Source organism: Flavobacterium sp. (genome assembly GCF_043780635.1).
Taxonomy (GTDB): domain Bacteria; phylum Bacteroidota; class Bacteroidia; order Flavobacteriales; family Flavobacteriaceae; genus Flavobacterium.
On sequence record NZ_JAYWCK010000071.1, the window covers coordinates 1 to 24,646 of the forward strand.

General features: G+C 34.3%; 28 protein-coding genes and 4 tRNA genes. 15 read left to right on the top strand and 17 right to left on the bottom strand.

Going from position 1 to position 24,646, the window contains the following annotated elements:
- Positions 1-8 precede the first annotated feature (8 nt).
- Positions 9-377, top strand: coding sequence for a hypothetical protein (locus tag ACH2BV_RS06595; protein ID WP_395049936.1), 369 nt, complete (start codon positions 9-11; stop codon positions 375-377).
- Between the two features lie 308 nt (positions 378-685).
- Here ACH2BV_RS06595 and ACH2BV_RS06600 read toward each other — a convergent pair.
- From ACH2BV_RS06600 to ACH2BV_RS06615, 4 genes are all read right to left on the bottom strand, one after another.
- Positions 686-768: transfer RNA gene (locus ACH2BV_RS06600), tRNA-Leu, on the bottom strand.
- 50 nt (positions 769-818) lie between these two features.
- Positions 819-891: transfer RNA gene (locus tag ACH2BV_RS06605), tRNA-Lys, on the bottom strand.
- A gap of 42 nt (positions 892-933) precedes the next feature.
- Positions 934-1,006: transfer RNA gene (locus tag ACH2BV_RS06610), tRNA-Lys, on the bottom strand.
- A gap of 37 nt (positions 1,007-1,043) precedes the next feature.
- Positions 1,044-1,116: transfer RNA gene (locus tag ACH2BV_RS06615), tRNA-Lys, on the bottom strand.
- 126 nt (positions 1,117-1,242) lie between these two features.
- Here ACH2BV_RS06615 and ACH2BV_RS06620 point away from each other — a divergent pair.
- Complete coding sequence (locus tag ACH2BV_RS06620) at positions 1,243-1,761, top strand: shikimate kinase (protein WP_395049937.1); 519 nt, start codon at positions 1,243-1,245, stop codon at positions 1,759-1,761.
- On the opposite strand, the gene ACH2BV_RS06625 is transcribed toward ACH2BV_RS06620, so the two are convergent.
- Positions 1,753-2,253 carry a phosphoribosyltransferase family protein gene (locus ACH2BV_RS06625; RefSeq protein ID WP_395049938.1) on the bottom strand — a complete coding sequence of 167 codons (501 nt, stop codon included), beginning with the start codon at positions 2,251-2,253 and terminating at the stop codon, positions 1,753-1,755. The genes ACH2BV_RS06620 and ACH2BV_RS06625 overlap by 9 nt on opposite strands.
- A gap of 43 nt (positions 2,254-2,296) precedes the next feature.
- Positions 2,297-2,686, bottom strand: a complete 390-nt coding sequence (locus tag ACH2BV_RS06630; RefSeq protein ID WP_395049939.1) for an RNA-binding S4 domain-containing protein — start codon at positions 2,684-2,686, stop codon at positions 2,297-2,299.
- Positions 2,687-2,764: 78 nt separating this feature from the next.
- Between ACH2BV_RS06630 and ACH2BV_RS06635 the strand changes: the two genes are divergently transcribed.
- On the top strand, positions 2,765-3,961 hold the full coding sequence (locus ACH2BV_RS06635; protein ID WP_395049940.1) for an FKBP-type peptidylprolyl isomerase: 1,197 nt from the start codon (positions 2,765-2,767) through the stop codon (positions 3,959-3,961).
- A gap of 68 nt (positions 3,962-4,029) precedes the next feature.
- Here the strand turns inward: ACH2BV_RS06635 and ACH2BV_RS06640 are convergent, their stop codons facing one another.
- From ACH2BV_RS06640 to ACH2BV_RS06670, 7 genes are all read right to left on the bottom strand, one after another.
- On the bottom strand, positions 4,030-4,983 hold the full coding sequence (locus ACH2BV_RS06640) for a transketolase family protein (RefSeq protein WP_395049941.1): 954 nt from the start codon (positions 4,981-4,983) through the stop codon (positions 4,030-4,032).
- An 84-nt stretch (positions 4,984-5,067) separates the two neighbouring features.
- Complete coding sequence (locus tag ACH2BV_RS06645; protein ID WP_395049942.1) at positions 5,068-5,919, bottom strand: transketolase; 852 nt, start codon at positions 5,917-5,919, stop codon at positions 5,068-5,070.
- 182 nt (positions 5,920-6,101) lie between these two features.
- Positions 6,102-6,344 carry a hypothetical protein gene (locus ACH2BV_RS06650; RefSeq protein WP_395049943.1) on the bottom strand — a complete coding sequence of 81 codons (243 nt, stop codon included), beginning with the start codon at positions 6,342-6,344 and terminating at the stop codon, positions 6,102-6,104.
- Entirely contained in the window at positions 6,344-6,658 is a 315-nt protein-coding gene (locus tag ACH2BV_RS06655) for a rhodanese-like domain-containing protein (RefSeq protein ID WP_395049944.1), read from the bottom strand. The genes ACH2BV_RS06650 and ACH2BV_RS06655 overlap by 1 nt, the downstream gene beginning before the upstream one ends.
- 7 nt (positions 6,659-6,665) lie before the next feature.
- Positions 6,666-6,944 carry a rhodanese-like domain-containing protein gene (locus tag ACH2BV_RS06660; RefSeq protein ID WP_395049945.1) on the bottom strand — a complete coding sequence of 93 codons (279 nt, stop codon included), beginning with the start codon at positions 6,942-6,944 and terminating at the stop codon, positions 6,666-6,668.
- Between the two features lie 234 nt (positions 6,945-7,178).
- The gene (locus tag ACH2BV_RS06665) at positions 7,179-7,811 is read right to left on the bottom strand and encodes a hypothetical protein (protein WP_395049946.1); all 633 of its coding nucleotides are present in this window, start codon (positions 7,809-7,811) and stop codon (positions 7,179-7,181) included.
- 35 nt (positions 7,812-7,846) lie between these two features.
- Positions 7,847-8,680, bottom strand: coding sequence for an IS982 family transposase (locus tag ACH2BV_RS06670; protein ID WP_395050002.1), 834 nt, complete (start codon positions 8,678-8,680; stop codon positions 7,847-7,849).
- A 179-nt stretch (positions 8,681-8,859) separates the two neighbouring features.
- Between ACH2BV_RS06670 and ACH2BV_RS06675 the strand changes: the two genes are divergently transcribed.
- From ACH2BV_RS06675 to pruA, 3 genes are all read left to right on the top strand, one after another.
- Positions 8,860-10,113, top strand: coding sequence for a DUF5103 domain-containing protein (locus tag ACH2BV_RS06675; RefSeq protein WP_395049947.1), 1,254 nt, complete (start codon positions 8,860-8,862; stop codon positions 10,111-10,113).
- Between the two features lie 81 nt (positions 10,114-10,194).
- On the top strand, positions 10,195-10,581 hold the full coding sequence (apaG, locus tag ACH2BV_RS06680) for a Co2+/Mg2+ efflux protein ApaG (RefSeq protein WP_395049948.1): 387 nt from the start codon (positions 10,195-10,197) through the stop codon (positions 10,579-10,581).
- A 250-nt stretch (positions 10,582-10,831) separates the two neighbouring features.
- Positions 10,832-12,460, top strand: a complete 1,629-nt coding sequence (gene pruA, locus ACH2BV_RS06685) for an L-glutamate gamma-semialdehyde dehydrogenase (protein ID WP_395049949.1) — start codon at positions 10,832-10,834, stop codon at positions 12,458-12,460.
- 161 nt (positions 12,461-12,621) lie between these two features.
- Here pruA and ACH2BV_RS06690 read toward each other — a convergent pair whose 3' ends face one another.
- Both ACH2BV_RS06690 and rsmG read right to left on the bottom strand, forming a co-directional pair.
- On the bottom strand, positions 12,622-13,155 hold the full coding sequence (locus ACH2BV_RS06690) for a hypothetical protein (RefSeq protein ID WP_395049950.1): 534 nt from the start codon (positions 13,153-13,155) through the stop codon (positions 12,622-12,624).
- Between the two features lie 55 nt (positions 13,156-13,210).
- Positions 13,211-13,840 carry a 16S rRNA (guanine(527)-N(7))-methyltransferase RsmG gene (gene rsmG / locus ACH2BV_RS06695; protein WP_395049951.1) on the bottom strand — a complete coding sequence of 210 codons (630 nt, stop codon included), beginning with the start codon at positions 13,838-13,840 and terminating at the stop codon, positions 13,211-13,213.
- A 107-nt stretch (positions 13,841-13,947) separates the two neighbouring features.
- Here rsmG and ACH2BV_RS06700 point away from each other — a divergent pair, with 107 nt between their 5' ends.
- From ACH2BV_RS06700 to ACH2BV_RS06735, 8 genes are all read left to right on the top strand, one after another.
- Entirely contained in the window at positions 13,948-15,042 is a 1,095-nt protein-coding gene (locus ACH2BV_RS06700) for a fatty acid desaturase family protein (protein WP_395049952.1), read from the top strand.
- Between the two features lie 43 nt (positions 15,043-15,085).
- Positions 15,086-16,273: a pyridoxal phosphate-dependent aminotransferase gene (locus ACH2BV_RS06705; RefSeq protein WP_395049953.1), complete on the top strand. Its 1,188-nt coding sequence runs from the start codon at positions 15,086-15,088 to the stop codon at positions 16,271-16,273.
- 104 nt (positions 16,274-16,377) lie between these two features.
- The gene (locus ACH2BV_RS06710) at positions 16,378-16,959 is read left to right on the top strand and encodes a Crp/Fnr family transcriptional regulator (RefSeq protein WP_395049954.1); all 582 of its coding nucleotides are present in this window, start codon (positions 16,378-16,380) and stop codon (positions 16,957-16,959) included.
- A gap of 114 nt (positions 16,960-17,073) precedes the next feature.
- Positions 17,074-17,790 (top strand): pirin family protein, encoded by a 717-nt coding sequence (locus ACH2BV_RS06715; protein WP_395049955.1) that lies wholly within the window; start codon positions 17,074-17,076, stop codon positions 17,788-17,790.
- Positions 17,791-17,800: 10 nt separating this feature from the next.
- Positions 17,801-18,085 (top strand): GNAT family N-acetyltransferase, encoded by a 285-nt coding sequence (locus tag ACH2BV_RS06720; protein WP_395049956.1) that lies wholly within the window; start codon positions 17,801-17,803, stop codon positions 18,083-18,085.
- 17 nt (positions 18,086-18,102) lie between these two features.
- Positions 18,103-18,327 carry a (4Fe-4S)-binding protein gene (locus tag ACH2BV_RS06725; RefSeq protein ID WP_395049957.1) on the top strand — a complete coding sequence of 75 codons (225 nt, stop codon included), beginning with the start codon at positions 18,103-18,105 and terminating at the stop codon, positions 18,325-18,327.
- Between the two features lie 161 nt (positions 18,328-18,488).
- On the top strand, positions 18,489-19,361 hold the full coding sequence (gene fabD / locus ACH2BV_RS06730; protein WP_395049958.1) for an ACP S-malonyltransferase: 873 nt from the start codon (positions 18,489-18,491) through the stop codon (positions 19,359-19,361).
- A gap of 202 nt (positions 19,362-19,563) precedes the next feature.
- Positions 19,564-20,985 (top strand): peptidoglycan DD-metalloendopeptidase family protein, encoded by a 1,422-nt coding sequence (locus ACH2BV_RS06735; RefSeq protein WP_395049959.1) that lies wholly within the window; start codon positions 19,564-19,566, stop codon positions 20,983-20,985.
- Between the two features lie 8 nt (positions 20,986-20,993).
- Here ACH2BV_RS06735 and galE read toward each other — a convergent pair whose 3' ends face one another.
- Both galE and ACH2BV_RS06745 read right to left on the bottom strand, forming a co-directional pair.
- Positions 20,994-22,007: a UDP-glucose 4-epimerase GalE gene (galE, locus tag ACH2BV_RS06740; protein ID WP_395049960.1), complete on the bottom strand. Its 1,014-nt coding sequence runs from the start codon at positions 22,005-22,007 to the stop codon at positions 20,994-20,996.
- 86 nt (positions 22,008-22,093) lie between these two features.
- Entirely contained in the window at positions 22,094-23,224 is a 1,131-nt protein-coding gene (locus tag ACH2BV_RS06745) for a DegT/DnrJ/EryC1/StrS family aminotransferase (RefSeq protein ID WP_395049961.1), read from the bottom strand.
- Between the two features lie 155 nt (positions 23,225-23,379).
- On the opposite strand from ACH2BV_RS06745, the gene ACH2BV_RS06750 reads away from it, so the two are divergent.
- Positions 23,380-24,615 carry a 3-deoxy-D-manno-octulosonic acid transferase gene (locus ACH2BV_RS06750; RefSeq protein ID WP_395049962.1) on the top strand — a complete coding sequence of 412 codons (1,236 nt, stop codon included), beginning with the start codon at positions 23,380-23,382 and terminating at the stop codon, positions 24,613-24,615.
- Positions 24,616-24,646 lie beyond the last annotated feature (31 nt).

Sequence of the window (24,646 nt, forward strand, 5' to 3'; positions counted from 1 at the left end):
TATAATATATGATATTTTTTATTATAAAACAAGCATTAAACCATTTATATTCAGATAATTATATAGTTTTTAAAAAAAAACTGGTGCGTTTGCCCTGTATTTTATATATTGATAACACACTTATTCTTAGTTTATTATTATTCATTCAAAATAATTTAAGTTTTTTTTATAATTTGTTTTGCTCATCAACACAGCCAAAAGAAGCAAATTTGAGTTATCCAAATCCGGAACTGATGAAAAACCCACACTATTATGATGGCTATGCTAAAAAGGCCAAAAAAATTAAACAAGGAAAGGTTTGGACAAATTGGGGTATCGCATTTGGAGTTAACCTAATTGCAGCATTATTATTATTATCATCATCATCAGCGCAATAAAAAAAAAGTAACATAGATAATATAGAGTATTTTGATGCGATTTAAGGTTTGATTAAAAAAAAAGCAACTAAAAGTAGCTTTTTATAATTACGTCTGAATTGACTTTGTCTTTAATGCAAAGCCCTCTTTAAAAATAAAAATGCTTCAAAAAAAATTCAAGTAAACCTGATTTTTTTTGAAGCATTTTGTTTATTTGTGACTTCGGGATTGACTTCGTCTTTCCCACAAAGCTCCGCTTTGAAAACAAAAACAGCATAAAAAATAGTTCAAGCGAGCTTACTATTTTTATGCTGTTTTTCATTTATTCGTGACCACGGCGGGATTTGAACCCGCACGCCCTTGCGAGCACCAGCCCCTCAAGCTGGCAAGTCTACCGTTTCTCCACGTGGCCTAAAAAAAATATAGAGACGTTTGCCTCAGCGAACGTCTCTATATTTTTTGTGACTCGACTGGGGCTCGAACCCAGGACCCCAACATTAAGAGTGATGTGCTCTACCAACTGAGCTATCAAGTCTTCAGACTATCAAGATTCTATTAACGTATGCGCATTATATAGTGACCCGACTGGGGCTCGAACCCAGGACCCCATCATTAAAAGTGATGTGCTCTACCAACTGAGCTATCGAGTCATTGATTCAAAAAACGGATGTGAAAATCACAAATTTGTGACCCGACTGGGGCTCGAACCCAGGACCCCATCATTAAAAGTGATGTGCTCTACCAACTGAGCTATCGAGTCATTTCGTTTCTTGAATGCGGCTGCAAATATAAGGTCTTATTTTTAATTTTTCAAAGCTATTTTATTATAAATTTGTCTTTTTTAAACAATAGTACTTAACGCCTTAGTATATAAGGTTTTATTCAAATGAGAAAAATTATTTTATTAGGTTATATGGGTTGTGGTAAGTCTACAATTGCCAATAGATTGTCAAATATTACTAATATTCCTTGCGTAGATTTGGATAAAAGTATCGAAGAACGAACAAACTTATCCATAAATGAAATTTTCGAACAACGAGGCGAGATTTATTTCAGGAAGCTGGAGCGAGAAGTTTTTATTGAATTATTGAATTTACCCCAAAATTTAATTATAGGATTGGGAGGAGGAACTCCTTGCTATGCTAATAATCATGAATTACTAAAAGGTGAAAATATTTTATCCATCTATTTAAAAGGTTCGGTTGATACTTTATTTGAAAGATTGGTTGCTAATAAAAGCAAACGTCCTCTTATAGCAGATAAAAATGAGGACGAAATGAAGGAATTTATTGCCAAGCACCTTTTTGACAGAAGTTATTATTACAACCAAGCTCAATACAAGGTAAGTATTGACGATAAGACTAAGGATGAAACTACACAAGATATTCTAGCTATTTTAGCTTAAGTAAGCATAATTATCACCGTTTTCATCAAAAACAACTTGTACGTGTTCTAATGATGAGGTAGAAAGCGAAATTCCTTTAAAATCAGCTTTCACAGGGTATTTTTTATGATTTCTATCTACAAGGACTGCTGTCTTAAATTTCTTTAAAGGCACGTCCAGAAAATGTCTTACAGCATAAATCAAAGTGGTTCCTGAATTCAGTACATCATCTACAAGAACTAATCCTTTATTAGTGTATTCTTCTTTTGTTAAAGAAGTGTTTATTGGCAATTCAGGATTTTGTTTATTGATTTGAACCTCACAAAGTGAAACTTTTAGAGTTGAAATTTTATTTAAAGCATCTTCAATTTTTTTTGCAAAAGTAAATCCATTGGAAGCAATTCCTGCGATGACAATTTCTTCTTCATCTACGAATGTTTCATAGATTTGGTAAGCAATTCTTTTTATGGTATGCTCAATTTCCTGATTCGATAAGATGATATTCTTGCTCATTTTTTTTGTTTAAAGTTAAAGGTTTAAAGTTTAGAAATGTTTTTTAAAGTGCATCATCATCTACTTTAATTTCATTTCCATATTCGTCAATATCACGTCTGTCTTTTTTGGTAGGCCTTCCAGTTCCATTTTTTCGATAATGTTCCTTTGATAATTTCAGTAATTCTAAATGTTCATAGACTTCTGCCGGAGTTTCATTTTTTCGATAAATGTCAACCAGTTTCGCACCCACTCGATTGTCTGGAATGTCCAGCACGGTGATAATTTGTGTGATTTGGTCTTTTCTAAAAGTGATTTTATCTGTAGGGAAAACCTCCTTCGATGGTTTGGCAACCAGGCCGTTTAAAGTGACATGATTTTTTTTACAGGCCTCGGTAACCATATTTCGGGTCTTATAATATCGCACACACCATAAATATTTATCTATTCTCATAAATTTTCCAAAATCGAAGTTAAATATTTTACAAAAATAAATCAAAATTGTATCTTGCGCACTTAAAAATCAGCAATAATGAACAAATTTAAGTTTTATTTTATTCTATTAATTACAACAGTCTCTTTATTTTCATGTTCAAAGAATGACACGCCTACTTATGAGCCACCTAGAGATTATGCAGAACAATATAAAGTTGATATTGCAATCATTGAGGATTATTTAAAAACAAATTATATAACAGTTGTCGATCATCCAGGTTTTGTAGATGATCAGAATGTAAGTATTACAAAAATTGATGGAGGTCAACCATCTATAATGTCTTATAAAGCTAATGCTTTTGTTGGTAGCACAGCTTTTCCCCAACTTTGGAGCAAAGATGTAAGCCAAAACAATATAACCTATAAATTATATTATTTAGTTTTAAGAGAAGGTAAGAAGGATGTTGTCACAGGTCGTGGAGGGGTTTCTCCTTGTAATGTTGATGGAGTAATGACATCTTATAGAGGGGATTATTTAGAACTTACAGCTGCTACAGCTACTACTGATGCATCACTTATCGCCACAAAATTTGAGGAAGTAGTATATCCTCAGTCAATGATAAGTCTATTTACTACAATATCAGGATGGAGTGAAACTTTTCCAATTTTTAAGACGGGATCATACACAACAAAAACAGATGGTACAATTACCCACAACGATTTTGGTGCTGGTGTGATGTTTCTGCCTTCTGGATTAGCCTATTACAATACCGGTTCGGGTTCAATTCCTGCCTATTCACCTTTAGTATTTAGTTTTAAATTATATGAATTACAAAGATTAGATCAGGATAATGATGGGGTTTTTTCTTATCAAGAGGATTTAAACAATGATGGATATATGTATGTATATGCAAATACAACAAACTATCCTACTCTTCCTATTGACGCAATCCGTTATGCTGATGATACTGATAAAGATGGAGTTCCTAATTTCCTTGATGTTGACGATGATGGAGACAACTACACCACAAGATTGGAAATCACAAAACCAACTGGAACAAATTCCGGTTTAAGTGCTTATTTTCCTTACGATCCTATCGTAGATAATCCTATGACAACTGCCATTGAAACTGAAACAAAAGGTATTCCCAGAAAATTTACAGGTCCTCTTTTTAATCCAAGTTTACCCGAATCTTCAACAAATCTGCCAACACCTCAAGATTCAGACTATACCGACCCATTAAGATTAAGAAGGCATTTAGATGCTAATTGTAAGCCGCCTTATCAAAATTAAATCAAAATAAAAAACCTCGAAAGAATAAACTTTCGAGGTTTTTTTATGGTGAAAAATAAGCAAAAGTCTTATTTCCTTTTAATGACTTTTTCTGCAGCTGAAACAATCGCCTGATTGTTTAATTTGTATTTCTCCATTAATTGCTCTGGAGTTCCGCTTTCGCCAAAGCTGTCCTGAACAGCAACAAACTCCTGCGGAGATGGATTGTTCAAAGCCAAAACTCTGGCAACGCTTTCTCCAAGACCACCAAGAATATTATGCTCTTCGGCAGTAACTACACATTTGGTTTTTGCCAATGATTTCAAAATCGCTTCTTCGTCCAATGGTTTAATGGTGTGAATGTTGATTACTTCGGCAGAAATTCCTTTTGCTTCCAAAGCTTCGGCAGCAACAAGCGCTTCCCAAACTAAATGTCCTGTAGCAATAATCGTTACATCTGTTCCTTCGTTTAGCATAATTGCTTTCCCAATAACAAATGGTTCGTCAGCTGGCATAAAATTTGGCACCACCGGACGGCCAAAACGCAAATAAGCAGGACCGTGATGATCTGCTAAGGCTATTGTTGCAGCTTTTGTTTGATTGTGATCACAAGTATTAATTACAGTCATACCCGGCAACATTTTCATTAATCCAATGTCTTCTAATATTTGGTGAGTTGCTCCATCTTCACCCAAAGTTAACCCAGCGTGAGAGGCACAAATTTTTACATTTTTATCAGAATAGGCTACTGATTGACGAATTTGATCGTAAACTCTTCCTGTAGAAAAATTAGCGAAAGTTCCTGTAAAAGGAATTTTTCCACCAATAGTTAATCCTGCTGCAATTCCAATCATATTGGCTTCAGCAATCCCAATTTGGAAAAAACGCTCTGGGTGATTTTTCTTAAAATCGTCAAATTTTAACGAACCAATTAAATCTGCACAAAGTGCCACCACTTTTTCATTTTTTTGACCTAATTCGGTCATTCCCACTCCAAAACCGGAGCGAGTATCTTTACTTCCTGTATTTATATATTTTTTCATTTTTCTTTTTAAATTGAAAGATTAAAAGATTTTTTAATTGAAAGATTTAGTTTTGAATCTGAAATCTGCAATCTAAAATCTGATTTAGTAGTCGCTTTCTGCTTCAGTATAGTTTTGAGCTAAAGCATTTTCTAGTTGCGCATCGTTAGGTGCTTTTCCGTGCCAAGCGTGACTGTACATCATAAAATCTACTCCGTTACCCATTTCGGTATGCAATAAAACACAAACAGGTTTTCCTTTTCCGGTTCTTGATTTTGCGTCAGTTAATCCAGCTATAATCGCTTCGATGTCGTTTCCTTTTGCAATTTCTAGAACGTCCCAGTCGAATGCTTCGAATTTGGCACGAATACTTCCCATTGCCAAAACTTCGTCTGTAGTTCCATCAATTTGTTTTCCATTTAAATCGATTGTTGCAATCAGATTATCCACTTTTTTAGCAGAAGCATACATTATGGCTTCCCAGTTTTGACCTTCCTGCAATTCGCCATCGCCGTGCAAGGTATAAACCAAATGGCTGTCTTTGTTCAATTTTTTGGCTTGAGCAGCACCAATGGCAACTGATAATCCTTGTCCCAAAGAACCTGAAGCAATTCTCACACCAGGTAAACCATCGTGAGTTGTTGGGTGGCCTTGTAATCTTGAATTGATTAGACGGAAAGTAGCTAATTCCGATACCGGAAAATAACCGCTTCTTGCTAATACGCTATAGAAAAGAGGAGAAATATGACCGTTTGAAAGGAAGAAGATATCTTCTCCAATTCCGTTCATATCAAAACCTGGTTTTCGGTCCATTATATTTTGGTATAATGTAACCATAAATTCGGTACAACCAAGAGAACCTCCGGGATGACCTGAATTGACAGCGTGAACCATACGAAGAATATCTCTTCTGACTTGGATAGTTAAATCGTTTAATTGTTGTGTGTTAGGCTTCATTTTATGTGTAAAAGTTAAACTGTTGCAAATGTAATTTTTATTTTGCCGTAAGACAAATGATTTTCGGAATTGTTATTATGATTTATGAGAACAAAAAAAGTCCCACAGATGCGGGACTTTTCCAATGGAAAACAGGACATTTAAAAACTACCTTTTTGCCTTTTCGAAGGCAGTATATTTTATTATTTAATTTCCTCGTATTCTACTACTTCAATTGTATCGGAATTGCTTTTCTTTATTGGCACTGCACAAACATTTGCACCGCAGCAACCTGTGTTCGTAATTGCCTGAAATATAAAAAACAGGGCTACAATTCCTGATAATAAACTTTGGGTTTCAACAGCTTGGATGGCGATATAAATCCCCAATCCCAAACGTAGAAAACGCATAAAATTCCAATCAGTTAATAGGGTTTCTTTGTTCATTATATCTTACTTTGAAGGCTATACCAACCACCGCCATTGTATACTTGAGTAAAACCATTAGTTGTTAAAATACCTTTTGCTGATGCGCTTCGCATTCCTGATGCACAACAAGTGATAATGGGTTTGTTTTTATCTTTCAGTTTGGTCAAGTTGTTTCTTAAAGTATCTACTGAAATATTGACAGAACCTTTAATGTGTCCGCCAGCAAATTCGGCTTTGGAACGAACGTCCAAAATTATTGCTCCATTTTTAACTAATTCAGCATAATTTACTCCTGGACCAAGACCGAATAATTTTTTTAAAGTGTTTATCATTTTTTGATTAATTACTTATAGATTTATAATAATTTACGTTTAGCCAAGAACCACCATTATAACATTCGATACCATATTGTGACAGGAAATGTTGGGCTTGACCACTTCTTCCACCTGATGCACAACACAATATTAATGGGGCTTTCATTGTCTTTAATTCTTCAATTCTTTCCGGCATTTCATTCAATGGAATGTTGATAGAACCGGCAACATTGCCACCCATAAATTCTCCATAAGTTCGAACATCCACGATTGTGCCTAGGTTTTCTCTGATTATTTTTTCCATTTCCATTTTTTTAACATTCAATTAATTTACACTTTATATAGTGTATTCTTAATTATTATGGGACAAAATTAATGTAATGATTATGTATTAACAGTAACTTTAGTTACACAAGTTAAAATTTATTTTTGCTGCCCTAATATTTCGTGGGTATTAATAAAAAAATCCGAAGCCAGGAGGCTTCGGATAACATAATTTGTATTAGCGTGATGAAAAATAAATAACAGGATATTGTCTTTAATTACACTCAAAGACCTTATTTTTAATTGTTCCTTTTACCGAAACACCATTCACTTTCATATCAGTCCAAAAAGTGGTATAACCACTATTTCCTTTTCCACAATCTACTTTTACTAAAAAACAGAACATAGGATTCATACCCTTAACCAAATTTGTGGTACAAGTTATTACTGTTTGATTATCAATATTATTAACAGTATATATCCTTTGTTGATTTTTATTATTCATATGTGGAAGAAAATATTTAATTTGAGGGAATGTAAATTCTACAACAGCACCAGTTACAGCTTCAGGACTGATGTATCCAAAATGCGTCATCACATCATAATTAGCAGGATTATATTCTGTTTCACCATTTAAATAATAAGGAGAAAAGTTATAATTTGGAAATTGAGCAAAGCTATAATTTGGTAATGTTGCGCCTGCTGGTGGAGGAAACCATAAGGCTGTCTGTAATACATTATTGTTATCCCAGATTGCAGGCTTCGTCCATTGCGCAATAGGAGATGCGGTTCTCTTAGCATTGTTTAGCTGATTTCCGCTATGAGTTAAAGTTGAAACATTCTCATCATTCGAGCATCCTAATACAAATAGTAATGCCATAAAACCAAAATAGATTTTTGTTTTCATAATACATTTTATTAAGTTAAACCCGTTGGGTGTAATTAAATTATTTGATTTTTGATATTGTTTATTGGTCTGTCAAAGATAAATTTATTGACATATTGAACTAAAGTTAATGCCGTTATTTTGGCTAAAATTCTTGTTTTAAATCCTTCAAAAGATTTTGCATAATTGTTTCTTATTTTAAATTGGTCACATAATTGAGAGAATAGAGTTTCAATCCTTTTTCTTGATTTTCTAAAGATATAAGGTTGTGGTTTATAGTCTTTTTGATTTTTCCTTTTTGGGGTTTCTAATTTGATATTTACCGTTTGAAATAAATCCAATTGAATAGTTTTTGACAAATAACCTCTATCTCCAAGCAGCACACAGTCAGACATTTGTTGTTTTACATTCTTCAGAAAATGAACATCGTGAACTTCTGCTTTTGTAATATCTAATGAATGAAAAATACCTGATATAGAACAAATTCCGTGAAGTTTATAACCATAAAACCAAGTGTTTTGTGAAGCACAAAATCCTTTTGATGGAGCTGTTTCAAACTCTTTTTTACAGATTTTAATTCTTCGATGACGAGCAAATTTGCAAATCTCTAAAGGCATACTGTCAACAATAAAATAATCTTCAAACTCCAAAAAACGAGACGCCAATTTTAATCTAACTTCTTCTGAAAATAAAAACAATTTTCTTCTTCTTTTGTTAAATTGACTTCGCTCAATTAAATTTGGAATTTGACTAACATCAACTGATTTAAACAAAGAGTTTTCACTGTCAATCGACATAAATTCAGCCGTTAAACTAAGTGCAACTACTTCTAAATCAGACATTTTTTGATTTCTACCAACGCCTGATTTATATTCTAATTCACAATTCAAAGAACTTATAACTTCTAAAACTCTTAAATAATTTTTTACTATATTTGACATAAATATTGGTTTGTTTAGCGACTTCAAGATACTGAATTTCAGTATCTTGACCAATATTTATCCGACTTATTTTACTTTAAATAATTACACCCAACGGGTTACATTTACAATTTACCAATCACAAGACTATGTGTAAATCTTTCTTTCGAATAATAGCATTAATCTTTATTGTAACTTCGGCTGTTGCCCAAACAGAAATAGAGGTTGCTCCACCTTACAACATCAAAGCCATCTCTTTTGTTCAAAGCAATGAAAATGCAGTTCCTATTTTCAAATTAGGCGATGGTTTCCAATTTCAATTTGATGATTTATTTGGAAATGAAGCTAACTATTACTTCGAAATTGTGCATTGTGACTACGATTGGAATCCAACAGATATCCCAAAAACCGAGTATTTAAAAGGTTTCGACGGGCAAAGAATTCAAGAATACGAGAACTCCTTTAACACTTTGCAAATTTATTCACATTATAAATTACCCATTCCTAATCAGTTTGTGCAATTACGAATCAGCGGAAATTATATTTTAAAAATTTTGGACGAAAATAAAGAAGTTTTATTTTCCAGAAAATTCATTGTTTATGAAGATCTTGTGACAGTTCCTATGGAAATCAGACGAGCCAGAACGGCCAACTATTTAGATTATAAACACAATATTCAATTTTCCGTAAGGTCGCTTGTTATCAATTTTCAAAATCCTTTAAAGAACGTCAAAGTGGTTTTGTTTCAAAACGGACAGTTTAATAACGCAATCAAAAACATAGTTCCACAATATACCATTGGAAATGAATTAATATATAAATATGATACTCAAACCCAATTTTGGGCAGGAAACGAGTTTCTGTATTTTGACAATAATGATATAAGAGCTGCTGGAAATAATGTCTCGCGAATAGATTCGAGTACGGGTATTTATGGGGCTAATTTATTTACTAATAACGCCAGAGCAAATTACCCTTATTCAGTGTTTCCGGATGTCAATGGAAATTTTGTAGTTCGCAACATTAGAGGAACCAAAAACGAAATTGAAGCTGATTATGCCTGGGTATATTTTAGTCTTTCGGCTCCAACTTTTATGAAGAATAAAGGCATTTATATTACCGGAATGTTCAATAATTATAGCTTAACACCAGAGTACAAAATGGATTTCAACGCAGCAAAAAATATCTTTGAAAAAGCCGTTCTGATAAAACAAGGATTTACAAATTTTCAATACCAAGTTGCTGACGACAAAGGAAATATTGATGCTGAAAATGCTATAGACGGAAACTTTTGGCAAACCGAAAATGATTATACCGTACTCGTATATTATCGCGAAAACAACGACCGTTACGAAAGAGTGATTGGTAAAGCAACTGCAAATTCAAATGTAATTACCAACTAAAAAACATTTTTTTAAAACTGCAAAACCAACTCATTTTTTTTGTAATTTTGCCATCATTAAACTAATCTTTAATAATTTGCTATGGTTTCGCAGATAACAAGAGGCATAAAAATATCGGTTTTGACTAGTTTTGAAGGAACTTACTTCAAGAACTACAAGATTCATTTTGCCTTTAGTTACGAAATCACGATCGAAAATCACAGCAAAGATTCTGTCCAATTAATTTCACGCCATTGGGAAATTTTCGATTCCCTCAACAATATAGAAGTGGTTGATGGCGAAGGCGTTATTGGCAAAAAACCAGTTTTGAAACCCGGCGAATTACACACCTATAACTCCGGTTGCTTGTTGTCGTCCCCTTATGGTGCTATGAAGGGCTACTTTAATATGGTAAATTTCACCACTACAAAAAACTTTAAAGTTATCGTGCCAACATTTAGATTGTGCGCACCTTTTGCCTTGAATTAATTTTTGTAGCTTTTTCCAGCTGTCCATTACAACTCCTCGTTCAAAAATCTTTTTTTCTAATGCATTTTCAGGAGCTCCCTTTGGTCGCTCTGCAATTGCAAGGAAAAATAGCTTTTCTAACTGCGGGGTTTTCATTTACATCTGGGCTAAATTCTCGACAGAATCAATAGAATTAAATCAATAATCACGTATTTTTAAAACAATCCTTTGTACTTTTGTGAAAATTTTCTAATTCACAAAATACATAAATATGCTAAAAGGATTTTTCAATGTGCCAAAAGCCGTAAACGAACCCGTAAAATCGTATGCGCCAGATTCTCCAGAAAAAGCGGCCGTTCTTGCTACTTACAAACAAATGTGGAATTCTAAAATCGACGTGCCTCTTTATATTGGAAGCGAAGAAATTAGAACAGGAAATACTCGAAATATAACAGCACCACACGATCATAAACATATTGTAGGAACGTATCATCTTGCCGAAAAAGCCCATATCGAAAAAGCGATTGCCAATGCCCTAGAGTCCAAAACAAAATGGGCAAATATGGCTTGGGAACAACGCGCAGCGATTTTCTTAAAAGCCGCCGAATTAATAGCCGGACCTTACAGAGCAAGGATAAATGCTGCAACAATGATTGGGCAATCCAAAAATGTTTTTCAAGCCGAAATTGATGCTGCCTGCGAATTAATCGATTTCTTGCGTTTCAACGTGGAATTTATGACGCAAATCTACAGCGACCAGCCCAAATCAAATTCTGATATGTGGAACCGATTGGAATATCGTCCGCTAGAAGGTTTTGTGTATGCAGTGACACCTTTTAACTTCACCGCAATTGCAGGAAATCTTCCGGCAAGCGCTGCAATGATGGGAAATGTTGTCATCTGGAAACCAAGTTTCGTGCAAGTGTTCTCTGCAAAAATTATCATTGATGTGTTTAAAGAAGCTGGTCTTCCTGATGGAGTTATCAATGTAGTTTTTGGCGATGCGCAAATGATTACGGATACTCTTCTGGCAAGTCCAGACTTTGCCGGAATCCATTTTACAGGCTCTACAAATGTGTTTCAAAGTATTTGGGCAAAAATTGGAACTAACATCCATATTTATAAAACCTACCCAAGAATTGTGGGTGAAACAGGTGGAAAAGATTTTGTTGTAGCACATCCAAGTGCCAATGTAAAACAAGTGGCAACCGGAATTGTTCGTGGTGCTTTCGAATTTCAAGGACAAAAATGTTCTGCAGCTTCAAGAGCTTATGTTCCTCAAAGTATGTGGCAGGAATTAAAAAAACAGTTGATTACTGATGTAAAATCTATGAAAATGGGTTCTCCAGAAGATTTTGGGAATTTTATTACTGCCGTAATTCACGAAGGTTCATTCGATAAATTGGCGAGTTTTATTGACCAAGCCAAAAAAGATTCGGATGCGGAAATTATCGTTGGTGGTAACTATGATAAATCTGTTGGATATTTTATTGAACCAACCATAATCGTAACTACGAATCCACATTATACCACAATGGAAACCGAATTATTCGGACCTGTAATGACGATTTTTGTTTATGAAGATGCCAAATGGGAAGAAACTTTAAAACTAGTTGACGCAACTTCACCATATGCTTTGACAGGAGCTGTTTTCAGTCAAGATCGTTATGCGATTGAGCAAGCCACTGTAGCTTTGCAAAATGCAGCCGGAAATTTCTATATCAACGACAAGCCTACCGGAGCCATTGTAGGAATGCAGCCTTTTGGTGGCGCAAGAGCTTCTGGGACTAATGACAAAGCGGGTTCAGCCTTGAACTTATTACGTTGGGCTTCGCCAAGAACAATCAAAGAAACTTTTGTAACTCCGGAAGATTATAGATACCCGTTTTTGGGAGAATAGTCATTGCGAGGAACAAGGCAATCTCATTTAGATATTTAAAAACCCACAAGAATCAAGTAGTTTGAGTTCTTGTGGGTTTTGATTTTGTGTAACATTGTCATTCCTGACAAATTTATAGGAATAAATGCATTGTTTGTTTTAGAAAATTAAAGCTAAAAGCATTAAAATTTTGGCGAATAAATCTCATACTTTAATCCTGAATAATTTTCTAAAAAAACCTTTAAAGCATTTGCGTTATCAGAGGAATTAATGGTAATAATTATTGTCTTTTCTAAATGATTTTGACTTAATAAAACAATGTCATTGTTTATATATTTATAACTTAAGTCTGCGCCTCCAGCACTTAAATAAGTATTATTTTGAGTAACTCTTTTATTAAAAATTGTAAAAGCTATTTTATTATTTAGACTTACATTTTTGTAATAAATATTCTTCTGAAGAAAAGTATATGAAAGGTAAAGATTACCATTATTTATATTAAATCCTTTTTTTGAAAACATTATTATGAATCCCAATATACTAAAAAGCAAAGCCACAAGTAAAAATATAAAATTCAATATGAATTTATCTGTGTTAATAAAGTTTTTTATGTTGTAAAAGAACGCAAAAACAAATAACAAAGGAATAGATGTTAAGATTAAAAGGATTGCTTTTTGCTTAAAATCGAAACTATCTTCTACAATTATTTTTTTCATTTTTAACCCTTGTTTTATTTCTTTTGAGAATACTAAGAATATGTAATCGCAATTCCTAATTCACAAACTTCAACGGCAAATGCACTACTTTCTTTGTCTCAAAAAACTCTCCCTCAAAATAATCAGATAAATTGTATTCCGTCGCTTTTGGAAAAGCCGCTAATTCCTCGGTTAAATCGCCACCTTTGAGATAGAGAATTCCGTTTTTGAGTTCGTGTTTGCTTTTCTTTTTAATTTTGTCTCTTACCCAAGACACAAAATCAGGCATATTGGTCACGGCACGACTTACAATAAAATCAAAATCACCTTTCACCAATTCGGCACGCAATTGTTTTGCTTTCAAGTTTTTGAGTTCCAATGCTTCGGCGACAGCCTGAACGACTTTTATTTTTTTGGCAATTACATCAATCAAAAAGAAACGGGTTTCCGGAAAAAGAATCGCCAAGGGAATTCCAGGAAATCCACCACCTGTTCCCACATCCAAGACATAAGTTCCCGGTTCGAATTTTATTATCTTGGCAATTCCCAAGGAATGTAGAATGTGTTTTGTGTACAATTCGTCAATATCTTTTCGGGAAATGACATTGATTTTGGCATTCCAATCGTGATACAAAAAATCCAGTTTTTCGAATTGCTCTTTTTGGATATCAGTCAAATTGGGAAAATACTTTAGAATTTTGTCCATTTTTTAAAATTTTAACAAAAGTACAGTTTTTAGTTTTGAATATTTAACGCAATTTTACAGATTGAAAATTTTTAATAATTATATTTGCAACTTATTCAAAATTAAAGATGAACAACGTCACCCCAACATTCGCGAAACAAGACAATCTAAAATTTTTTAGAACACTTAACTCTCGCGTAAACAATTACTTCAAAGAAAATAACATTCAGAAAACGGGCAACTGGAAACTCTATGTTAAAACCATAATTATGTTCGCTGTTTTCCTTGCACCGTATTTTTTAATTCTAACGCTAAATATGCCGTTTTGGGTACATTTGTTATTGGCAATTGTCATTGGAATAGGAATGGCAGGAGTTGGAATGAATGTAATGCACGATGGAAATCATGGTTCGTATTCCAACATTAATTGGATTAACAAATTTATGGGCGGAAGTATTTATGTTTTGGCTGGAAACGTTTACAATTGGCAAGTACAGCACAATGTTTTGCATCATACTTATACCAATATTCCCGGTCACGACGAAGATCTTGATGCCGGAAGAGTAATCCGTTTTACCAAAGACGCAAAATGGTATAGTTTTCACCGTTTTCAACAATATTATTCCGTGTTTTTATATGGGTTATTGACTTTCAATTGGGCTATCACCACTGATTTTAAGCAGATGAGAAGGTATTTAAAAAGAAAGTTATCTTACGGCGAAGCCAAAAGCCCAAAAATACTTTGGACAACTTTATTAATCACAAAAGCCATTTATTTCACCATTTGGATTGTATTGCCCATGCTTTTAGGAGTTACTTGGTGGAAAGTTCTTGTTGGTTTTTTTGTAATGCATTACACCGCAGGATTAATATTGAGCGTTGTATTCCAATTGGCACACGTGGTTAAAGAAACCACAAATCCAGTTCCAAATGAAAGCGGAGAAATCGATAATACTTGGGCAATTCACCAACTATTTACCACTACTAATTTTGCTCCAAAAAACTGGATTATAAATTGGTACACAGGCGGTTTAAATCACCAAATCGAACACCATATTTTTCCTAATATTAGCCACGTTCATTATGGTAAAATTTCCAAAATAGTAAGAGAAACAGCTCAAGAGTGTGACTTGCCTTATTACGAATATAAAACTTTCCGAAGTGCGGTAATTGCACATTTCAAGCATTTGAAAGACCTTGGAATGAAACCAGCTTTACAATAGATAAAACACACAACCAACATTATAAACCAAAAATTACATTTTAATGAACAATCCGCTTTCAGACAGAATCAACAATTTAGCTACATCACAAACATTAGCAATGGCTGCATTGGCCAGAGAATTAAAATCACAAGGAAAAGATATTATCAGTTTAAGTTTGGGTGAACCCGATTTCAACACACCAGATTTCGTAAAAGAAGCTGCAAAACGGGCTATCGACGAAAATTACAGCACCTATTCACCAGTAGAAGGATACCTTGAATTGAAAGAAGCCATTTGCCGAAAATTCAAAAGAGACAACGGATTAGATTATAAACCATCACAAATTGTAGTTTCAACTGGAGCAAAACAATCATTGTACAATATTGCTCAAGTAATGTTAAATGACGGTGACGAAGTTATTTTGCCAGCACCTTACTGGGTTTCTTATTTCGAAATCGTAAAATTATCAGGTGGAGTTCCTGTAGAAGTTCCAACCTCTATCGAAAGTGATTTCAAAATCACTCCGGAACAATTAGAAGCGGCCATCACACCAAAAACAAAAATGATGTGGTTCAGTTCTCCTTGTAATCCAAGTGGTTCTGTATATAACCGTGAAGAATTAACGGCTTTGGCCAAAGTGTTGGAAAGACACCCACACGTATATGTTGTTGCTGACGAAATCTACGAGCACATCAATTTTTCTGGAACTTTTTGTAGCATCGGTTCAATCCCAGGAATGTTAGAAAAAACTATCACTGTAAACGGAGTTGCAAAAGCTTTCGCAATGACAGGATGGAGAATTGGATATATTGGCGGACCAGAATTCATCGCAAAAGCGTGTACAAAAATACAAGGTCAAGTAACTTCAGGAGCAAATTCAATTGCACAACGTGCTACAATTACTGCTGTTGATGCTGATCCAAGCGTACTTCACGAAATGGTTGCTGCTTTCAAAAGCCGTAGAGATTTAGTGGTAGGATTGCTTCAAGATATTCCCGGAATCAAAATCAACGTTCCAGAAGGCGCATTTTACGTGTTTCCAGACGTTTCTTCTTTCTTCGGAAAAACATTAAAAGGAACATTTATCAAAGATGCTAATGATTTCTCAATGTACCTTTTGGGTGAAGCCAATGTAGCAACTGTAACCGGTGACGCTTTTGGAAATCCAAATTGTATTCGTTTTTCTTATGCAACAAGCGAAGATTTATTAACTGAAGCATTAAGAAGAATTAAAGCAGCAGTAGCTTAAATAATTCTCTAAATAAAACACAAAGCCTCAAGAATTTCTTGAGGCTTTTTTTGTTATATTTGGTCTTGCCCACAAAGATAAAAGGAAGGAAATTATATGAAAATATGAATTTAATTGTTGAAAATATTAGCAAACATATTAATCTGACTCCGCAAGAGCAGGAACTTTTTTTGTCTAAAACAGAAACGCATCATTACAAAGCAAAAACTATTTTACTGAATGCAGGCGAAGTCTGCAAGAACTCCTATTTTGTGAATTCGGGAGTGCTGAGAAGTTTCAACATCAACGATAATATTGTCGAACACGTGATGAGTTTTGCTTGCAGTGGTTGGTGGATTAGTGATATGTACAGTTTGATTTCTCAAAAACCGGGTAATCTATTTATTGAAGTGATTGAAGATGCCGAAGTAGTTTTGCTTTCCAAAGAAAATCAAGAACAATTGTATCACGAGATCCCAAAACTAGAACGCTTCTTCCGAATTTTAACCGAAAATGCTTTGGTTGCCAATCAGCAACGTATTATGGACAACTTGAGTCTATCAGCAGAAGATCGTTTTGAGAAATTTTGCAAAAAACATCCTTCGCTTATGCAAAAGGTTCCCCAAAAACAAATCGCCTCTTTCATTGGCGTCACGCCGGAATTCTTCAGCAAAATGAAAGCAAGACTTCTTAAAAAAGGGAATTAACCTTCATTACAAAACATTAAATATCTAGAAATTCGTTCTTAATCTAGGTTAAGTGATTTTCGCTCATAGTGGTTGTAAATTTGTTTCTTCAAATAACAATCAACACAAACAATTATGAAAAATACAGTTTTACACCAAGCCGATACGAGAGGAATTGCCAATTTAGGTTGGTTAAACAGCCATCATACTTTTAGTTTTTCCCATTATTACAATCCCGAAAGAATGAATTTTGGAGTTTTGAGAGTTTTAAACGATGATACTGTCGCTGCAGGAATGGGATTTGGAACGCATCCACATCAAAATATGGAGATTATTTCCATCCCTTTAGAAGGAGATTTGGAACACCAAGATAGTATGGGGAATAAAACCGTGATAAAAAACGGCGACATTCAGGTGATGAGTGCCGGAACAGGAATTCAACACAGTGAATACAATAAAAATAAAGATTCGCAGGTCAAATTTTTACAAATTTGGATCATTCCAAACCAACAAAATGTAACTCCGCGTTACGACCAAATTACTTTAAATCCAGCTGACAGAAAAAACAAACTACACCAAATTTTGTCTCCAAGCCTAGAAGACGAAGGAGTTTGGATTCACCAGGATGCTTGGTTTCATTTGGGTTTATTTGACAAAAATGTTTCTGTAACTTATCAATTGAAAAAAGAGGGCAATGGTTTATATTTATTTGTTTTAAAAGGAAGTATTATTGTTGATGGACAAGAATTAAACACACGTGATGGATTTGGAATTTGGAATTTTAATGAAGTCGATATCAAAGCCACATCTGAAGCTGAATTTTTGTTAATGGAAGTTCCAATGACTCTATAAATATAAAAAAATGGAAGAACTAATAGGATTAGAATTAAACGGAACAAAAGGCTACTTTTATGTTTCGGTTAATGGGAAACAAGAAGGTAAAATGACTTTTGTTTTTGCTGGCAACGACACGATTATCATTGACCACACTGAAGTCAACCCAGGAAATAACGGAAAAGGTTATGGTAAAAAAATGGTAACCAAAGCGGTAGAATATGCCAGAGAAAAAAACATCAAAATTATTCCACTTTGCCCTTTTGCAAAAAGTGTTTTTGATAAAATAACTGAGTTTAGTGATGTTTTATAAAATTTAATTAATAAAATATGGATCCAAAGAACTTAAAAAAGGAATATACTAACGGTGAAGTAACCGTAGTATGGCAATCCGGAAAGTGCATTCATTCCGGAAATTGTGTTAAAAACAATCCAGATGTTTTTCAACCCAAAGAACAGCCTTGGATAAAAATTGATGCTTCATCTACTGAAAAAATTATCGAAGCAGTTCAAAAATGTCCTTCAGGTGCATTAACTTTTTTTAAAAATGTATAAATAGAATTCTTGATTACTACTTCATCTTTTATAAAGAATCCTGAGATACAAATGACGTTTTATTAAAAAGTGTTATTTTTGCACCTTGATTGAAATTATTTTTTCAATTTCTAAACATCAACCTGAGCGCAGTCGAAGGGATAATTTTAAACTAAAAATAGATGAAAGCATACGTATTTCCAGGTCAAGGGGCACAATTCACCGGAATGGGCAAAGACTTATATCAAAACTCTGAATTAGCAAAATCACTTTTCGAAAAAGCCAATGAAATCTTGGGTTTCCGCATCACGGATATTATGTTTGAAGGCACAGCCGAAGAATTAAAAGAAACCAAAGTTACCCAACCAGCCGTTTTTTTACATTCAGTGATTTTAGCCAAAACCTTGGAAGATTTCAAACCAGAAATGGTAGCTGGACATTCTTTGGGCGAATTTTCAGCATTGGTTGCCAATGGTGTTTTGTCTTTCGAGGACGGATTGCGATTGGTTTCACAACGCGCTTTGGCAATGCAAAAAGCGTGTGAAATTAAACCTTCAACAATGGCGGCAGTTCTTGGATTAGCCGACAATATTGTGGAAGATGTTTGCGCTTCAATTGATGGAATCGTTGTTGCTGCAAATTATAACTGTCCCGGACAATTAGTGATTTCAGGAGAAACTTCGGCGGTAGAAAAAGCCTGCGAAGCAATGAAAGAAGCTGGTGCAAAACGTGCCTTGTTGTTACCTGTTGGTGGTGGTTTTCACTCGCCAATGATGGAACCGGCTCGTTCAGCATTGGCCATAGCCATTGAAGCAACTACATTTTCGACACCAATTTGTCCAGTATATCAAAACGTAACAGCAACTGCAGTTTCTGATCCTAATGAAATCAAGAAAAACTTGATCATACAATTGACTGTGCCTGTAAAATGGACACAATCAGTACAACAAATGATTGCCGATGGAGCAACTTTATTTACAGAAGTGGGTCCCGGAAAAGTATTGGCTGGTTTGATTGGAAAAATTGATAGAGAAGCAATGACGGCAAACGCATAGATACCATTTTATTCAAATAGTTTTCCCTTCTAAAATTGGGAAATTAAAAATAAAATCCTCATAAACAGCTGTTTGTGGGGATTTTTTTATAGCTTTGAATAATGTTTTAACTTCTTTTTATCACCTTATAATAAAAAAGCATTCAAACATTACCATTATTTGAACCCAAATCGAATAATATAAAACCATAAAACCTACTACGATGAAAAAGATATCTACAATTTTAGTATTTTTTATTCTTAACATTTTTTCATTTGCAACATATGCACAGAAACCAGTTGAGATTCAGCAAGGAGTTAATCCAATTAACGAAAATGATGTAAAAAACCCTTGTATTACTCCCCAACAATATGCAGTTTTAGACAAACAATGCTACGAAAATAGCAAGCGAATAGGTTTAAAACAAAACAAACTGAATAGTGTTCTTGCTACCCCTTTGATTTGGCCAATAAAAGCCGCTGCGGGTTTTACAGATAGTGGCTATCACTTTATTGGAGCTTATGTAGATCAAAATACGACAGCAGGTGCGATATTAGATTTTAATTGTGAAAACAACACCTATGATGCTCATCAAGGAACTGATATAGCTATATGGCCCTTTGGTTTCTTAAAAATGGATAATAATCAAGTTGAAGTTATTGCTGCAGCAGCGGGGACAATTGTACAAAAAGCTGACGGTAATTATGATAGAAACTGCGCGACGAATTCCTTGACGGCGAATTCTATAATTATTCAACACGCTGATGGTTCGCAAGCATTATATTGGCATATGAAAAAAAACTCAGTGACTTCAAAAATAGTTGGACAAACAGTAGTTGCTGGTGAATATCTTGGGGTAGTGGGAAGTTCCGGTAGTTCTACTGGACCACATTTACATTTTGAAATAAGATCTGGAAGTACAAGCGCAACTTACAAAGATCCATTTTCTGGTACTTGCAATTCACTAAACGCAACGTCTTGGTGGGCTATTCAAAAACCTCATACAAACCCCGAAATTCTTAAGGTGTCAGTAAATGCAACGGATATTGTTATACCGGGTTGTCCTTCTACTGAAATATCTAATGAAAGTAATTCGTTTTCTATTCCATTTCAAGGAGCTGGATTATCACCTGGTTATGCCAAGTTTTATGTCTTTGTGCGAGAGATTCCTGTGAGTTCAATTATGGATATGAAGATTTTAAATCCAAACGGAAGTGCTTTTAATAGCTGGTCCTATACCATTCCAACTTTCTATAAAGTGAGTTATTTGGGGTTTTCAAAACTGTTGCCAACCATTCCTGGAACTTATACTTTTCAAGCGACTTATAACGGCATTACCATTACTAAAAGTTTTGCTATTACTTTGGCTTTAGGAATTCCAACACTTGTCGAAAATGATCAATTTCAGTTATTTCCTAATCCAACAAATGATTTTTTCTGTATTATCGGGAAAGACATTGAAAACGGCAAATACAAATTCACCTTAACAAACAGTTTAGGACAAATTATTAGAATTGAAAATACTGAAATTGATAAAAATGTCCTAAATAAAGATTTTTCAATTTCGGAATTATCAAAAGGCATTTATTTTTTGAATATAGATTCTGAAAATTCAAGAACAATAAAAAAACTTGTCAAAAATTAAATTACAATCTAACTTCTAATCTTTTGTTCCCATTTCCAGGCGCTTTCCATAGCTTCTTCCAATGTAGATTGGGCTTCCCAGCCCAGAACATTATTCGCTTTATCCGTATTGGCGTATGCCGAAGTAATATCTCCTTCTCTGCGAGCCACAATTTTATAAGGTAATTTTTGATCGCTTACTTTCTCGAAAGCGCGAATCACTTCCAAAACCGAGCTTCCTGTTCCTGTTCCCAGATTGAAAGTTTCGACTTTCGTCAAATTCTTTTTATCTAATAACCGTTTCAAGGCAATAACGTGGGCTTTCGCCAAATCGACAACGTGAATGTAATCTCGCACGGCCGTTCCGTCAGGTGTAGGATAATCATCCCCATAAACCGACAATTCATTTCTTAAACCAAATCCTGTTTGGGTAATAAAAGGCACTAAGTTTTGTGGAACTCCAATAGGTAATTCACCAATTTCTGCGGTTGGATGTGCTCCAATCGGGTTGAAATAACGCAACAAAATTGCGTTGATATTTGTTACTTTTGCAGTATCTGTTATGATTTCTTCACCAATTTGCTTGGTATTCCCGTAAGGTGACATTGCAATTTGTATAGAAGCATCTTCAGTAATGGGCATTTTTTCGGCTTGACCGTAAACCGTGCAAGACGAACTAAAAATGAAGTTGGCCTCCGGTTGTTGTTGCAATTCCTGAAGCAAATAAATTAAAGTATTCAGGTTGTTTTCATAATACAACAATGGATTTCCAACGCTTTCGCCAACTGCTTTTGAAGCCGCAAAATGGATTACGCCGGAAATATCACGATGTCTTTTGAAGAAATCCTGAACTTTTTCTTTCTCCCGCAAATCCAAATTTTCGAAAGCCGTATTTATTCCGGTAATATTGGCAATTCCGTCCAAAACATTCAATGATGTATTCGAAAGATTATCAATAATTACTACTTCGAAACCTTGATTTTGCAATTCAACCACAGTGTGCGAACCGATAAAACCTAAACCTCCTGTAACTAGTATTTTCATAATTTTAAGAAAAATAGAAAAAAGAGAATAGAAAATAGAATACCCATTTCACAAGGTCTATTTTCTTTATTCTATTCTCTTTTCTCTTAATTTAAATATTCTAAAACGCTTTCAGTAATGAATTTTATTTGTTCATCGTCTAATTCGGTATGCATTGGCAACGAAATCACTTCTTTTACCAATTGATTTGTCACGGGAAAATCTTCTTCTTTGTATCTTGAATCCAAATAGGCTTTTTGCAAATGCAACGGAATTGGATAATAAATGGCACACGGAATGCCTTTATTCAATAAATGCTGCATTAAACCATCTCTATTGGCGTTAATGATTCGTAAGGTATATTGGTGAAAAACGTGGCAGTCGCAAATCTCGCAAATACTTGGCGCGATGATGTTTTTGTGTCCTTCAAAAGCGGCTGAGTATTTTCTGGCAGCATTCTGACGTGCTTTGTTGTACTGGTCCAACATAGGTAATTTAGCATTCAAAACCGCAGCTTGAATACTGTCTAATCTTGAATTTACACCCACGACATCGTGATGGTAACGCTCATACATTCCGTGGTTTACGATTCCTCGAATTTTATGTGCCAAAGCATCTTCATTGGTAAAAATAGCTCCGCCATCACCATAACACCCTAAATTTTTAGAAGGAAAAAATGAGGTTGCACCAACGTTTCCTATTGTTCCTGCTTTCTTTTTAGTTCCGTCAGAAAACTTGCAATTGGCTCCAATAGCTTGCGCATTGTCTTCAATAACATAAAGATTATTTTCTTTGGCAATAGCCATAATTGCTTCCATATTGGCAGCACGACCGAATAAATGGACCGGAACAATGGCTTTAGTTTTTGGTGTAATCGCTTTCTTGATTCCTTCGATAGAAATATTCATATTTATCAAATCAACATCGACCAAAACAGGTCTCAGTTGCAACAAGGCAATTACTTCTACAGTCGCAGCGAAGGTAAAATCGGCAGTAATAACCTCATCTCCAGGTTTCAAATCTAATCCCATCATTGCAATTTGCAAAGCATCGGTTCCGTTTGCACAAGGAATTACATGCTTAACATCAAGATATTCTTCTAGATTTTTTTGGAATTGGTGAACTTGTGGACCATTAATGTAAGCATTGGTGTTCAGAACTTCTTGGATAGAAGTATTTACAGTGTCTTTTATTTTATCATATTGACTTTTTAAGTCAACCATTTGTATTTTTTTCATTTAACCTTTTTGTTTAAAGTTCTTTAGCCATAAAGTTTGCAAAGCTTGCACAAAGTTCACAAAGTTTTAAATTTGGAACAAAAATAGGGATTTTAGCAGAATGATTTTATAGATAATTAAAAGAAAACGTATTTTTGCAGCAGAAATTTTTTGATATGCTTTTCTTCTATAATCTAATTGTTCATATTGCCGATTTTTTATTGAAAATTGTCGCTATATTCAGTCCGAAAATTAAACTTTTTGTAGATGGTCGTAAGCCAATTTTTGAAATTTTAGAAAGCAAAATCAAACCAAACGACAAAACCATTTGGTTTCACGCCGCTTCACTTGGCGAATACGAGCAAGGTTTACCCGTGATTGAAAAAATAAAAGAAAAATTTCCAAATCATAAAATCTTACTGACTTTTTTCTCTCCTTCGGGATATGAAGTTCGGAAAAACAATTTGATTGCTGATGTTACGGTTTACTTGCCTTTGGACACCAAAAAGAATGCTGTACAATTTTTGTCATTGGTTCATCCGGAAATGGTTTTCTTTATCAAATATGAATATTGGCCCAATTATTTGAATGAATTGAGAAAACTCGAAACTCCAACGTATTTGATTTCTGGAATTTTTAGAAAAAACCAATTGTTTTTTAAATGGTATGGCGGATTTTACAGAACAGCTTTGAATACGTTTACCTATTTTTTTGTGCAAAATGAAAGTTCTAAAAATTTGTTGTTGGAATTAGGAAAAAACAATGTGGCAATTTCAGGCGATACACGTTTTGATAGAGTTCTTTCAATTTTGGAAAAGGACAATTCTTTGGATTTTATTGAAGAATTCAAAAACGGTACATTAACTATTGTTGTGGGAAGTTCTTGGCCAAAAGATGAAAGTTTATTAGTTGATTATATCAATAAAACTTCCGGAAAAGTCAAGTTTATCATTGCTCCACACAACATCAAAATGGAACAAATTCAAGAATTGAAAAATTCGATTACCAAAAATGTAGTTTTGTATTCAGAAAAGGAAACTAAAAATCTATCCGATTTTGATGTCTTCATCATTGACACTATCGGAATCCTGACCAAAATTTATAGTTATGCTGATATTGCTTATGTTGGAGGAGGTTTTGGAAATCCGGGTGTTCACAATATTCTAGAACCTGCTACTTTTGGAGTTCCAATAGTGATTGGTTCAAACTTTTCTCATTTTGCAGAAGCTACGGCTTTAGTAAATAGGGGAGGTTGTATTTCTATTTCAAATAAAAATGAACTTCTTGATGCTTTTTCTAGTTTGATTTCCAACGATGACCTTCGATTCCAAAAAGGGCATATTTGCAGTGCTTTTGTGCAAATGAACAAAGGTGCTACGGCCATTATTTTAAAACACATTTCTGAAGATTGAATTTAATATCCCCAAAAATAAAACCCTAAAT